Annotated in this window: 12 protein-coding genes; 5 read left to right on the top strand and 7 right to left on the bottom strand. The window is 65.3% G+C overall.

Features of this window, described 5'->3' with window-relative positions:
* Positions 1-74 precede the first annotated feature (74 nt).
* Together istA and AC0QR5_RS13315 are read left to right on the top strand one after the other, a co-directional pair.
* The gene (gene istA / locus AC0QR5_RS13320) at positions 75-1,637 is read left to right on the top strand and encodes an IS21 family transposase (protein WP_475372463.1); all 1,563 of its coding nucleotides are present in this window, start codon (positions 75-77) and stop codon (positions 1,635-1,637) included.
* Entirely contained in the window at positions 1,634-2,380 is a 747-nt protein-coding gene (locus tag AC0QR5_RS13315; RefSeq protein WP_329863576.1) for an ATP-binding protein, read from the top strand. The genes istA and AC0QR5_RS13315 overlap by 4 nt, the downstream gene beginning before the upstream one ends.
* 145 nt (positions 2,381-2,525) lie before the next feature.
* Here AC0QR5_RS13315 and AC0QR5_RS13310 read toward each other — a convergent pair whose 3' ends face one another.
* The 7 genes from AC0QR5_RS13310 to AC0QR5_RS13280 are packed head-to-tail and all read right to left on the bottom strand — an operon-like array spanning position 2,526 to position 10,380.
* Positions 2,526-4,295 (bottom strand): type IV secretory system conjugative DNA transfer family protein, encoded by a 1,770-nt coding sequence (locus AC0QR5_RS13310; RefSeq protein ID WP_329864063.1) that lies wholly within the window; start codon positions 4,293-4,295, stop codon positions 2,526-2,528.
* Positions 4,295-5,914 (bottom strand): ATP/GTP-binding protein, encoded by a 1,620-nt coding sequence (locus tag AC0QR5_RS13305; RefSeq protein ID WP_329864061.1) that lies wholly within the window; start codon positions 5,912-5,914, stop codon positions 4,295-4,297. The genes AC0QR5_RS13310 and AC0QR5_RS13305 overlap by 1 nt, the downstream gene beginning before the upstream one ends.
* Positions 5,914-7,425, bottom strand: a complete 1,512-nt coding sequence (locus tag AC0QR5_RS13300) for an SCO6880 family protein (RefSeq protein ID WP_329864059.1) — start codon at positions 7,423-7,425, stop codon at positions 5,914-5,916. The genes AC0QR5_RS13305 and AC0QR5_RS13300 overlap by 1 nt, the downstream gene beginning before the upstream one ends.
* Position 7,426: 1 nt before the next feature.
* The gene (locus AC0QR5_RS13295) at positions 7,427-8,752 is read right to left on the bottom strand and encodes a TrbL/VirB6 family protein (RefSeq protein ID WP_400588024.1); all 1,326 of its coding nucleotides are present in this window, start codon (positions 8,750-8,752) and stop codon (positions 7,427-7,429) included.
* Positions 8,752-9,474 carry a DUF8175 domain-containg protein gene (locus AC0QR5_RS13290; protein ID WP_329864054.1) on the bottom strand — a complete coding sequence of 241 codons (723 nt, stop codon included), beginning with the start codon at positions 9,472-9,474 and terminating at the stop codon, positions 8,752-8,754. Before AC0QR5_RS13290 ends, AC0QR5_RS13295 begins: the two co-directional genes overlap by 1 nt.
* An 11-nt stretch (positions 9,475-9,485) precedes the next feature.
* The gene (locus AC0QR5_RS13285; RefSeq protein WP_009358107.1) at positions 9,486-9,773 is read right to left on the bottom strand and encodes a hypothetical protein; all 288 of its coding nucleotides are present in this window, start codon (positions 9,771-9,773) and stop codon (positions 9,486-9,488) included.
* 13 nt (positions 9,774-9,786) lie between these two features.
* The gene (locus tag AC0QR5_RS13280; protein WP_329864047.1) at positions 9,787-10,380 is read right to left on the bottom strand and encodes a DUF6668 family protein; all 594 of its coding nucleotides are present in this window, start codon (positions 10,378-10,380) and stop codon (positions 9,787-9,789) included.
* Between the two features lie 188 nt (positions 10,381-10,568).
* Between AC0QR5_RS13280 and AC0QR5_RS13275 the strand changes: the two genes are divergently transcribed.
* Genes AC0QR5_RS13275 through AC0QR5_RS13265 form a run of 3 tightly spaced genes read left to right on the top strand, consistent with a single transcriptional unit; the run spans position 10,569 to position 12,451 of the window.
* The gene (locus tag AC0QR5_RS13275; RefSeq protein WP_015062447.1) at positions 10,569-10,820 is read left to right on the top strand and encodes a helix-turn-helix domain-containing protein; all 252 of its coding nucleotides are present in this window, start codon (positions 10,569-10,571) and stop codon (positions 10,818-10,820) included.
* Positions 10,821-10,856: 36 nt separating this feature from the next.
* Complete coding sequence (locus AC0QR5_RS13270) at positions 10,857-11,939, top strand: CHAP domain-containing protein (RefSeq protein ID WP_329864045.1); 1,083 nt, start codon at positions 10,857-10,859, stop codon at positions 11,937-11,939.
* Positions 11,936-12,451, top strand: coding sequence for a hypothetical protein (locus tag AC0QR5_RS13265; RefSeq protein ID WP_329864043.1), 516 nt, complete (start codon positions 11,936-11,938; stop codon positions 12,449-12,451). Before AC0QR5_RS13270 ends, AC0QR5_RS13265 begins: the two co-directional genes overlap by 4 nt.
* Positions 12,452-12,455: the final 4 nt, after the last annotated feature.

Here is a 12,455-nt window from a genome sequence, read left to right as displayed (position 1 = left end):
GTGCTTGGGGGCCACCGCGCGCTTAGGCTCCTTCCGCCGTACGTATAGGGCGCACGGCGGAAGGAGAACCATCAATGGTACGGAAGATCAGGGCCAAGCTGGTGTTGCAGTTGCGGGCCGAGGGCTTGTCCGGCCGGGTGATCGCGGCGTCGCAGGGCATGTCCCGGAAATCGGTCACGGCGGTGCTGGAGGCCGCCGACGCTGCCGGTATCGGCTGGGACGAGATTAAGGACCTTGCCCACGGCGAGGTTTACGAGTTGTTGTTCCCGGGTCGTGGTGAGCATCAGAGCGTGTTCGCCCAGCCGGACTGGGAGCGGGTTCATCGGGAGCTGGCGCGGGTCGGGGTGACGTTGAAGCTGCTGCACGGCGAATACGCTGATGGCTGCGCGGCCGGCAGCGAGCCGGCGATGGGATACGACCGGTTCTGCCGGACCTACCAGCGCCACGTGCTGGTCACCGGGGCCGCCTCGAGGGTCGGGCATAAGGCCGGGCAGACGGTCGAGGTGGACTGGTCCGGGCCGACGATGCAGCTGCACGGTCCGGTCACTGGCGCGACCCGGACGGTGTTCTTGTTCGTGGGGTGCCTGCCGTTCAGCCGCTACGCCTTCGTCGAGCCGACCTTGGATATGAAGCAGGACACCTGGTTGCGGGCGCACGTGTCGATGTTCGAGGCGTTCGGCGGCTCGGTGCCCAGGATCGTGCCGGACAACCTGAAGACCGGGGTGATCAGTCATCCCCGTGAGGGCGAGGTCGTCCTGAATGATGCCTACCGGGAGATGGCCGCGCACTACTCGGCTGCCGTGCTGCCGGGGAGGGTGAGGTCTCCTAAGGACAAGGCCAGCGTGGAAAACACGGTCTGGCACGTGGCCATGCGCGTCATCGCTGACCTGCGGGAGCAGCGGTTCGACTCGTTGCCGCAGCTGAAGGCCGCGGTTACCGAGCGGGTGGCGACCTATAACGCGGAGCCGTTCCAGAAGCGGCCCGGGTCCAGGACCAGCGTGTTCACCGCCGAGGAGCGGCCCCTGCTGACGCCGCTGCCGCAGGTGGCCTACGAGATCAGCCGGTGGGTCTATGGGCGCAGGGTGGCCCGCAACGGACACGTCGCCTGGGAGAAGAACCACTACTCGGTGCCCTTCGCCCATATCGGCACCACGATCGACCTGCGCATCACCGACCGGATGCTCGAGGTCTACCGGGGCGTCGAGCGGCTGAGCAGCCACTTGCTGCTGCCGGCAGGCTCGGCCAACGAGTACCGCACCAATGACGCCGACCTGCCCGCCGGCGGGCGGTATCAGCCCTGGGACGCGCCGAGGGCCCGGGAATGGGCGGGACGGATCGGCCCATCCGCCGTGGTGGTGGTGAACCGGATCTTCGAATCCGTTCCCGTGGAAGAGCAGGGCCTGGACGCCGCCCTGGCCGTGCTGCGTCTGGCACGGCGGTATTCCGCGGAGCGGGTGGAGGCCGCCTGCCGGATCGCCCTGGGTGGCAGGATCAGATCCCCGCGCTATGCGCATCTGCAACCGCTCCTGGCCACCGGCCAGGACCAGGCCCCGAGGCTGAGGCCCCCACGGGATGAGCCAGCGGAGCTCGGCGGGTACGTTCGCGGCGCCGACTACTACGCGGGAGGCGCCAAGTGAGCGGGATCGATACCGAGACCAAGCGCAAGCTCCGCGAGATGGGAGCCGCCCCTTTGCTGGCGGCGCTGGAGGCGCAGGACGAGAACCTGATCCTCGGGATGAGTTTCGAGGACCGGCTGCGTCTGGTCGTCGACGAGGCCCACTCCACCTTCAACCACGCCAAGGTCGAGGGCCTGGTCCGGCGGGCCGGACTGCGCTACCCGGCAGCCGACCTGCGCCGGCTCGACAGGGTGGACGAACGCGGCCTGGACCGCAACGTCATCGCGCAGCTCGGCACGTGTTCGTTCATCGAGCGGCAGCAGAACGTGGTGTTCCAGGGCTTCACCGGCTCGGGGAAGTCCTACCTCGGGTGCGCGCTGGCGAAGCAGGCCTGCCAACACCGGATCCGGGCCCACTACATCCGGATGCCCGATCTCGAGGAAGCCTGGGCCCTGGCCAGGGACAAGCCGCTGGGAGCTACGAAGTTCCTAAAGAAGTACGCCGCGTTCACCCTGCTGGTGATCGACGAGTGGCTGCTTGACCACCCGGACGAAGGGATGCGAAGCATGCTCCTGGAGCTGCTTGAGCGCCGGTACGACAGTTCCTCGACAGTGTTCTGCACCCAGTACGCCAAGAAGGACTGGCATCAACGGCTTGGCTCCGGGGTGCACGCCGACGCGATCATGGACCGAATCGTGCACAACACCATCTGGGTCGATACCGGCACGCACAACATGCGCGAACACGCCATGCAGAATCAGTAGCAGGACCGTCGGTGGGGACCAGTGGCCCCCACCGACGCCACTGCTGGCCCCCACCGGCAATATCACTGGCCCCGAACGGCAATATCGGATGGCCTCCAAGCCTTCGAATACTCACTCCGGCTCGTCGTCCCACTCCCCCAGGCCCTCACTCATTAGAGGCACCTGCGGTGACCCAGCGGTTCCCGGCCGCGGTCGCCGGCCGGTTAGCCGGGTCGTGTGCGGCGATGGAGGCCCGGACCGCTTCAGCGTGGGGACCGCTCATCCAAGGCACTGTTTCCAGCAGTGCCGCTGGGGCGCCGGAGGCGAACATGATGGCGCGGCCGCGAGGGAATGCGGCCAGGTCAGATACGTCCAGCGTGCGTTCCTTGCGGTCGTCGTCGTGGCTGTATGAAGTGCCCTGTTTGGAGCGGCTTCTGGTCATGTTGGAGTACCGATATTCGCCCACGAGCTGTGCGAGCTCGTTGAGGAACTCGGCCTCGGCGACGCCGCCGCCGTAGACCTTGATGTTGGAGGCGCTCCAGAGCTTGCGCATCCCGTCGCGACCCCAAACCTCCACGCCCTGGGACCAGGACTGGAGGATGGTCATCAGGACGATGCCCCGGGAGCCGTAGTGGCTGTAGAGGTTCGGAAGTTCGCGCCACCGGCAGACGTTGGCTGCTTCATCCAAAACACCGATCATGGGGGTGGCTAGCCGGCCGCCGGGCGAGTGGACGGCAAGTTCTTCGGCGGCCTCGACCGTGGCTACAGTCAGCGCCGTCACCAGCGGGCCGGCAGTGCCTTTGCCTTCTTTGGACAGGCTGTACAGGGTCCCCTTGGAGCGGACGAATGCTGCGGGGTCGAACTGGGGCCGCCGATCGTCGTGGCCTTGGGGTGTCACCCAGCGGGCCACTTGGCGGTTGGTGAGGCAGGAGGCCATTTGCAGGGCCGTGCCGTATACGCCGCCGCGTTGCTTCTCGGGGGCGTTGATCACGCCGCCGACAGCGTTCGCGGTCTGGGTGAAGCCGTGGGCCTTGAGGATGTCCACTGCTTCGTCGTCGGCGGGCCGGGTCAGCCAGGTGTGGACCTGCGTGATCGGCCGGCTGTCAAGGGCTGCGGCGAGCAGGAGCCCGGCGAGGAGGTCCTGGCCGGCCGGATCGAAGTAGGCGTCCGTCTTGGCATCAGGGCCGCGGGAACCGGCCGCGAAGTGGTCCGCGAGGCGGGCCGCTTTCACTTCATCCGTGACATAGGACAGGGGGTTCCACCACCAGGAGGGTTCCTCGAGTGCGACGGACTGCGGGTCGAAGACCCAGACCGGCCCGTCGGCCGCCCGGACATCGCGGGTTCCGTCCACGATGTCCCGCTTGTTCGAGGTCACCAAAGCGGCGCCGGGGGCGGCAAGGATCGCGGGGATGGCCCGGGAGGTTGTCTTGCCCGTGCGGGGCCCCCAGATATCGATGTGCATGTCTTCCCAGGATCCGTAGACCATCTGCCCGCCCAGGACGGTTTTCCCGACCGGGACGCCAGGTGAGCCCTTCACTCCGAGACGTTCGGCCGTGGCCGTGGCCCCGCGCAGGCTCAAAGCGCGCAGGTCCCGGCCTTTGGCCATGTGCTGGGCCGCGGCGTCCACACGGGTTCGCTTGGATCGCCGGCGCAGCACCCCACGGAGCACCAGAACGGCCACGACGATGATGAGGACGCTGAAGCCGATCAGCACCCAGGTGGCGGCCGCCGGCCACGTGACCTTCTGCGAGAGCAGGCCGAAGACCAATTCAAACGGGTTCGCCGGCAGCTTCTGGCCATCCTTGGACAGGAGCGAGCCTAGGTGCACGGCTCCGGCCACCGAGCCGACACCGAGCACCACGACGGTGATGAAGACCCAGAGCAGGATTGTCTCCGTGTCGAGCTGTGAGCGTTTGCCGCTGCTTGGGGCACCCATCAGTTCTCCCCTTCCGCGCTCTGAATTTTCGTCCAGCGCTTATTTGTATCGTGGAGCGATTTTTCGACGCTGGTTAGCTTGAGCGCGACCGGGATACCGGGGCGGCCACCGACTTTGAAGAGGAACTTGCCCAGGCCCGGGCGTACTCGTTTGCGGGATCCGCCGACGTCGGTCCACGATCCCGGGTCGGCCCATGAGATGAGGCGGGATTGTTCGGCCCGGGAGAGGGTGACGGCTTTGTTGAGTTTTTCCATTTCGGCCCCGGGGAGCGCGCCGCAGACGACCATGCCGGAGCGTTCGACGAAACCGCGCGCTTTCATCCGTTCGGACTCAGTCGGCAGGGCTTCGAGGTCGCTCATGGTGTGCGTGATCATTGCCTGCCCGACGCCTTCGGTCCGGTTCAGGCGGGTCAGCGAGTCAACCCGGTCGACCATGCCCTCGCCGGAGCGCAGGGCCCGCCACAGTTCGTCCATGACGACGAAGTAGTTACGGCGCGGTTCCAGGCCGGCGTCGGCGAGGGTGTGGGCCACCTGGACGGTGGCGAACCCTGTTGACCAGCAGGCCAGCAGGCAGGCCGCTTGAATGTCCCGCTGGGTGTCGGAGATCCCTGACAGGTCGAAGACCACGGGTTTGGTCAGGTCCATCGGCTGATCCGTGGGCTGGGAGAACATGTCCGAGAACCGGCCCGAGCCGTCGAGGGAGTACAGCGACTGGCGCAGCTGGTCGGTCGCGTCGAGGTAGCGGCTCATGTCACCACGGTCCAGGGCGATCGCGCGCAGCTCGTCGGGGGCGTCTTTGATGACCTCGATCAGGTCCCCGATCAGGGGAACGCGGTCAAGGCGTTCGTCCAGGATGTGCAGTGCCCGGTCAATCAGGGATTCCTCGTGGGCGCTGGGCTTGGCGTTCCGCACGATGGTGATTAGCGCGGTGATCATGTTCAGGCGCCGGTTGTGCGAGTCGGCCATCAGCTGTTCAGCCAGCTTCTCCGCCTTCACAGCTGCAGCCAGCAGCTGCGCGGCCGCGGCCTGGTCGCCCTCTGGTTCGTTCAGGGTCCGGTTCGCCTTGGCCCGGTGTTCCTCGGCTGAGGCGAGCAGCCTGACGGCGGCTCCTGTGGCTTCACCGGGGTCCAGGACGTTCAGGTGGCCGCGTCCAGGACCCAGACTGATGACCTGCCCGCCGAGGGCTTCGATCAGGTCAACGTAGTCCGGTTTCAGGTCACCGAGGATCAAAGGGTTGATGCTCCGGCCTGCCAGGCCCAGGACGATGTGCCGGACCAGGGTGGACTTGCCGTAATGCGGCAGGCCGAGGACGAACATGGAGGGGTTGTTGATCATGCCGTGCATGAACCAGCTGATGGGATCGGCGCTGAAGGGCGCTCCGGTGTCGGTGTGAACGCCGATTGGAACTCCCAGGATCGGGGTGCCGGACCCGCCGACGAATGGCCAGAGACCGCAGACCTGGACGGAGGTTCCGCGCCATTCGTCGGCGGCGGTGACGTAGACGGCTTCGCCCTGTCCGCGGCCGCGCCAGCCCCGCAGGCCCGGGCGGCGGGCGACCGCGGGGGCGAGCTTCGATGCTGGGGCCGGTGTGCGCTGGTGCTTGGTCTTGCTGCCGAACATCACATGGCCTCGCGGATCTCTTCGGGAACCTTCAAGTGCTTGGGCAGGACCAGCCCCAGTGGCAGGGACGCGGCAAAGGCAGAATCCTGTGAGCCGTACGCGCGCCGCAACAGCAGACGTGCCGACGGGCCGAGGTTGCCCTCCACCACGGCCACGGCGTCCTCAAGGTCCCGGGCGGACAGCACCGTGGCCGTGACCACCATGCCGAAGTTGACCAGCCCGGCACCCTTGGCTTCCTCGGCCGCGGTGGCCTGCGCCGCGCGTGCATCGACCAGAGCGCGTGCAGTGGGCCGGTTGGTCGAGGAGGCCCGGGTCAGGGCGCTCGTCTGGTCGGACTCCACGATGGCGGCCGCACGGCCGGCTTCGATCGGCCGGTACAGCAAGGTGACGCGCTTGCGGTCGATCTCCCCGTGCGGCGCGACGAGGCGGCCCAGCGCTGATGCCAGGATGTGTCCGCGCGGGGCGCCCGTCATCGTCCACGACACCGAGTGCCCGGAATCGTGGCGGTAGCCGTCCCAGTTGGATTGGTGGGCGGACGGTCCGACATCGCCCCAGTCCAGGTCAACGGGTGTGCCCTGGTAGTGGGCTTCGTCGATGAGCCGGGCCGCTGCAGGGTCGTAAGCGACCCGAACGACCTCACACAGTTCCTGGGCGTTCAACGGGGCGCAGGCCCCGGCGCCGGTGGATTCCAGACGTTCGGTCAGGCTGGGAAGCCGTGAGGCGAGATCCCTTGCGATCTCTTCTGCGGTGCGTCGCTTGCCGCCGGCCCGGGCAGCGGCGCTGAACGTCAGCGCGACCCAGGCGCGGATCGTGGCCGATCCCTGCGGGTAGGTGTTTAAGGCTTCGCGGAGCATGGCCTTGGCAATGGCAGGGGCGTCGTCATGGATGTTCGATTCAACTTCCCTGCGCAGCCGTGCCCCGGAATCGGGTGCGGTTTCGACCGTGACGGATGCAGCCACGACGGCAGGTTCATTCGACAACGAGGCCAGCCAGCCGCCCCAGTTAGCCACCCAGGCATCAATCTGCTCGGGATCGACCAGGGACGCCCCGTCGGGCTGGGTGCCGAAGACAACGGTGTAATGCGCGGTGGAGGGAAGGTGAATCAGCGCGAAGGGGCGGCCATAGGAGTCGGTGAACTCGTAAAGCTTGGAACCGGCGGAGATCCCAGGCAGCTGGAATTCGCCCCAAGGCGTCAGCCCCAGCGGACCGGAGCGGTAGATGTTGGCCTTCTTGCGCCGCGCGGAGCGGAACGCCATCCGGGCGAAGCCCCGCTCCCCTACGGACTTGTTGTGCTTGTCGGTCACCGAGACGACGGCCAGCGCCACCCCAAGAATGAACAGAGCAATGAGCCCGGCGAACCAGCCGCCGACAAAGAGACAGATCACCGTGATGATGAGGCCCACAAACAAACCGGCTGTTGCCAGCCCACCAAGGGTGCCGATGCCCGCTTTGCGGGGACGCCGCCAGTTGCCGTAGGTCGGTTCCCTGTATGTGTTCTCGATCGCTGCCATTTCAGGCACCCCCCGTGGATTCTTCGCTCATGTCTTTGATGGCACCGGAAGCGGCGTGGCCTGCTTCTGCGACCTTCTGTGCGGCCAGTACGGCGACACCGCCTGCACCTGTGGCCGCAGCTGCACCGCTGGCGGGCGCTCCGCTGGCCGCAGCCCCACTGCCTCCACCGGAGGATGCTGCCGGGCCCGTTCCTGGTTGCGCACCCGTGGCTCCCGAACCCCGGGTGCCGTTCGTTCCCGCGGTGCCGGACGTTCCTGCCGTTCCCTGGCTGCCAGTGCCCGAAGGGCCCTGCGATCCAGGGCTTTGGCTCGAGGTGCTGCTGGTTGTCGTCGAGCTGGTGGATGATCCGCCGCCGCGTCCGGCGCTGCCCATGCTGATTGCGCCGGAAGCCAGTGCGCCGACCGTCCCTGCAGCCAGAGCGCCACCGCCACCAGCTACAGCACCAACCATCGGGGTGACGAACCGCATGAGGGCTGGCATGGCGAACAAGGCAATGATCATCAGAGCCAGTCCGGTGACCGTTGCCAGGAGCGCGGAGCCGAAGTCCTTGCCGTCACCAACGTTTCCGAAGATCTTGCTGCCGCTGAGTTGGAAGGCCGTCGCGTAGATAATGGCGGCCGCGGGCTTGTAGAGAATGAAAGCGATCAGCCAAGCTGTGCACTTCTGGAACCAACCCTTGCCGGCCTCGGTGTTACTGAAAGCTGCAGCCGTAGGGAAGATCCCTGTCAGGATGACGAGCAGGCCACCGCGGATGATCATGAGCACGATCTGCATTACGGAGGCCAGAATCGCGATGAGCCCCAGGAGAATGATCATGATCGAACCGATCGGGCTGGTGGCCGAAAGCGCCAACAGGGCCGTGATGTTCTCGTTGAACGAGGTCCCGTTCGTGGAATTAGTGATGATCCAGGCAGAGAACTGATCCGCCGCGACCGTCAGCAGTCCCACTGCCGCCACACCGGCGCCGGAGACGACGATTAGGGTCGCCAGCGAACGCACCAGATCCCGCAAGGGTGCACCCCTGCGCTCAATCGTCATCTTGGCTGCACCCACGAGGACAGACATCACGGCCAGGGAAGCGGTCCAGAAGTAGAGACTGTTCTGCAGGAACAACACCGGGTCACTCGCGGTAGACCCTCCCGGGGCTGCGGTGAGAGCGGGAGTTCCCACGTTCACCCAAAATGTCCCGAGCGTTTGGACTGTTTGGCCTACGGCATCGGCAATAGCTTTCGCCATGTTCTTGACGGCATCATTGGCGACATCTTCGATGGCCGCCCCTGCCTGGCAAAAGGGATTTATTGCGTTCAAGCCGGAGCAGTCAGCCATTAGACACCCGCCCACTCAACGTAACCACTGAGGTCATTGAGCTGTCGCGCCCCAGTGTCCCCTGTAGCCGGCACAACGAACTTCCAGTCGCCCTCGTACCACTGGAGCGGAACCGGAATAGAGACGAAAGTTCCGTTTGCACCCTTGAAGGCGAGATCAATGACAGCTCGATCAGCCTCGTAAGAACGGAATGTGAAGCCGGCCAATTGGGCGGTCACGGAGTTTGGGGCGGCTGTTGGGGATGACTTCAGCACCGCATCTCGCTCCGGGCTTGGTACGGCCAACTGCTGATAAACGAGGTCCGCTTTTCCAGCTGCGGACAACGCAGTCATGTTTGCCGCTGCATACAATGCACCGGTCGGTGAGTGTGCGAAACAGGAACGGAGGCCGTTGTCTTCGGTCTTGCCGGGGCCGAACTGGGTGGGCGACGTTGGTGCGGCGATCTTGCCGACCAATTCCCATTTGGTGTCAGCGGGTGTAGTGGCCGGTTTCGCCTGATCACCGGATGGCAGGCCGCACACGCTGGCCCCCGACGTCGCCGTAGGTTGGCTGCTGGTGCTCGTGCTGGTGGAGCTCGGTTCAGGGGACGCCGTTCCGCCACCTCTGGGAACCAGGGCCAGGATTGCCCCGAGCGCGACAATGATCGCCACGACAACGGCCGAGATGATGAACTTAGGTTTGGTCAGCGGATTCTGGTCTTCGTTCACTGTCGGTTCAGTCATGGCTCGGCTCCTTAGACCAGGGCGCCTACGACGCCGCCAGCGGAGGCTGCCAGGATGCACCCGCCGAGGACCCATGCCAGACGGCCGGCATGCTCGCCGCCCTCTCCGCGTCGGTTGTTGATCATCATCGTTCCGGCTGTGATCAGGATGCCCGCCACGGCAAGGCCGAAGACGATCCATGCGACCCATTTGAGGATTGTCAGCAAACCTTCAGAGCCGGGAGGCGCTTCACCTGTGCCCGGGTTCGGTATCTCAGTGATGGCAAAGCTTGACCATTCCATGGCCTTGGAAAACAACATCAGTTTCTACTTTCTACTTAGCCGTGAGTCCGGCAGTGGCAGTTACTGCAATCTGGACCTGTTCAAGAGTGGTGCGGGCTTCTTTGGGAAGTTCCTCGGTGGCGACGTCATGGCCATAACGCCAGCCGTCCACCCAGGGGAAATGCCACATGTGGGGCACTCCCCCACCGACGACGCGGGCGAAGTCGCGGATCTCTTTGGGGAGCCGTCCGGGAGCGTCAGCCATGACCACCAGGCCGGCGAGGTGGATCCCGGAAAGAGAACCGGAAGCCCATTCAGTTGCAGCCAGCCGTGCTGCACGAAGGCCCGGGATATTGGACCGCGCAACCAGGACGATCACGGATCCGGCTGCCGTCAAAGGCCACTGATGTTCCGCGGCTTTGGTTCTCTTGTCCAGGCGTGCAAGCGACGTTTCGCCAGCGCCGCCGTGGACGCCAAGCCACCAAAAGCTCGGTTCCCTCCCCGCAACGTTCCTTCGGGGAAGCCGGTCCGCATGGTCCGGTTGCGGAACACTCAGCTGCGGCCTCGTCGCCCCCGTAGGGACGAAAGGCGGCTCTTCCGGGATAGCTGAAACGGGTTCGTCGATAGTTTCTGCGCCGAGTGTCACCCAGCGATTCTTTGAGACCGGCATTTCACATCCCCTACTAATGTCCGCAAAGATCGTATCGGTACCATCCGACACGAAAGGCCAAAAGTGACCCTCAGCAACAGCTTTAGTACCTTTCAGTCACTTCCAGTACATCACAGTACCAATTTGTGGTCTACGATGGCTCTATGCGGTGGGACGGACTGAGCGTGGACCCCAAGTACCTGGAAGCACTCTTCGCCAAGTACCCGGAGCGTCTTACGCCTCAGGACCTCGAAGAGATCTTCGGGTTGTCCCGGAACACCGTCTACCGCTGGCTCCAAACCGGAGTGATTCCTGCTTACCAAGTCGAGAAGACATGGTTAATCGCCAGAGATCAAGTCAAGGACTGGGTCTGGGAGAACCGGAACACGCTCAGGAAGGGCCAGACACCAGAAGTGAACGACGAGGACCAGCCCTAGGGCGCAGCAGTGGACGAGCAGATGTGAGGGGGACACATGCAATCACGAACGAGCGCGCCCGCGCTCGTCGCCGGCGCCGTCCTTGCACCCGTCGGCTTGGTGCTGTCCATCATCCTGTTCGGCGGGGGCTCCCAGGCCGCGGCCGATGTCTGCTCACCAACCGGGTCCAGCGTCAGCGTTGACGCAAGCCAGCTGCCCAAAGTCGCTGTTGCCGGTTACGAGGGCGAGCAACTGAAGAACGCGGCTCTGGTCATCAATGCAGGCAAAGCCCTTGGTCTGTCGGCCCGGGGGCAGACGATCGGTGTCATGACGGCCATGGGCGAATCCGGGTTGCGTGTCCTGGACTACGGCGACGGGCCGGGCCCTGACTCCCGGGGACTGTTCCAGCAGCGCGACAACGGCGCGTGGGGGTCCTACGCGGACCGCATGAACCCAACGACTTCAGCGACGAGCTTCTTTACCGCCCTGCAGAAGGTCAGCGGGTGGGAACAGCTCGAGCCCACCACGGCCGCGCACAGGGTCCAGCGCAACGCCGACCCGTTCCACTACCAGTCCTACTGGGCGGCCGCCGTCGAGGTCGTCGCCGCTCTGGGCGACGTTCAGATCACCGATGCCGGCGGGGAAAGCTCCTGTGGGATCCCTGGCCAATCCGGTAGAGACGATGATCTGCCGTGGCGCACGGCCAAGATCTATGAGCCATCCCCGCTGGGCATGTTCAACCGCGAATGCGTCGACTTCGCCCTCTGGCGTGTCAACCAGCAACTGGGCAGCACCACCGCCCCCTACAAGGTGCTGAACGGCACCTTCCGGCCTGACGGTGCCGTGCTCGGTTCTGCCCTTACCTGGAAAGACGGCTGGGATGCCAAGGGCTGGCCGACCGGTGGAACGCCACGTGTCGGCTCTGTCGTCTGGTACTCCCCCGGCACCGGGGGCGCCGATGGCACTTACGGCCACGTCGCCGTCGTCAAAGCCGTTAACGGTGACGGCAGCTTCCTGGAAGAGGGCTACAACGGCAACCCCGCCCCGAACGACCACACCTACTACACCCGCACAGTAGAGAACAGCACTCCCAGCGCCTTTCTCTACCTGCCCGGCAGCGACTACCCGGAGGAACCATGAAACGCGCCCTGACAGCCCTCGCGGCCCTGCTCGTGTGCACGGCATGCGCGCCGGTATCCAGCTCTACGTCCGCGGAACTATCGCCCAGTGCTTCCGCCGCCAGCTCAGCCACGCTCAGCGCGGGCGGTAAGCCCCAAGCTCCCGGCGGCACAGCGCCGGCCACGCTAGGCATTGCCTGGGACGAGGGAAGCAAAACAGCTGCGTTGGAAACCGCGACCGAGGCCATGACGCTGTATGCCCGTCCCACTGTCACCGACAAGGAATGGATCCAGGAGCTCGGCCAGCTCCTCACCGCCCAAGCAACCGCCGATTACCAATACGTTGACCCGGCCAACATCCCGGTCACCAGGATCACTGGAACGGGCAAGCTCAAGATCGATGAGAACAACGGTTTCGGCTGCCATGTCGTCTTTCCCACCGATGCCGGCGACTACGACGTGCAACTGCTCCGCAGCGCAGCCGACAAGCCCTGGCAGGTCAACCGTTTCACGCCCCCGAACGGCACAAAGTAAGGAC

It is taken from the genome of Arthrobacter sp. J156, from assembly GCF_056172865.1.
Note: the sequence above shows the minus strand (reverse complement) of the source record. Positions and strands in the feature narration are given on the sequence as shown.

Excerpts from the sequence above, each read along its gene's own strand:
- AC0QR5_RS13285 (WP_009358107.1), bottom strand. The coding sequence starts at position 9,773 with ATGTTGTTTTCCAAGGCCATGGAATGGTCAAGCTTTGCCATCACTGAG.
- AC0QR5_RS13270 (WP_329864045.1), top strand. The coding sequence starts at position 10,857 with ATGCAATCACGAACGAGCGCGCCCGCGCTCGTCGCCGGCGCCGTCCTT.
- AC0QR5_RS13295 (WP_400588024.1), bottom strand. The coding sequence starts at position 8,752 with ATGGCTGACTGCTCCGGCTTGAACGCAATAAATCCCTTTTGCCAGGCA.
- AC0QR5_RS13265 (WP_329864043.1), top strand. The coding sequence starts at position 11,936 with ATGAAACGCGCCCTGACAGCCCTCGCGGCCCTGCTCGTGTGCACGGCA.
- istA (WP_475372463.1), top strand. The coding sequence starts at position 75 with ATGGTACGGAAGATCAGGGCCAAGCTGGTGTTGCAGTTGCGGGCCGAG.
- AC0QR5_RS13305 (WP_329864061.1), bottom strand. The coding sequence starts at position 5,914 with ATGTTCGGCAGCAAGACCAAGCACCAGCGCACACCGGCCCCAGCATCG.
- AC0QR5_RS13300 (WP_329864059.1), bottom strand. The coding sequence starts at position 7,425 with ATGGCAGCGATCGAGAACACATACAGGGAACCGACCTACGGCAACTGG.
- AC0QR5_RS13290 (WP_329864054.1), bottom strand. The coding sequence starts at position 9,474 with ATGACTGAACCGACAGTGAACGAAGACCAGAATCCGCTGACCAAACCT.
- AC0QR5_RS13310 (WP_329864063.1), bottom strand. The coding sequence starts at position 4,295 with ATGGGTGCCCCAAGCAGCGGCAAACGCTCACAGCTCGACACGGAGACA.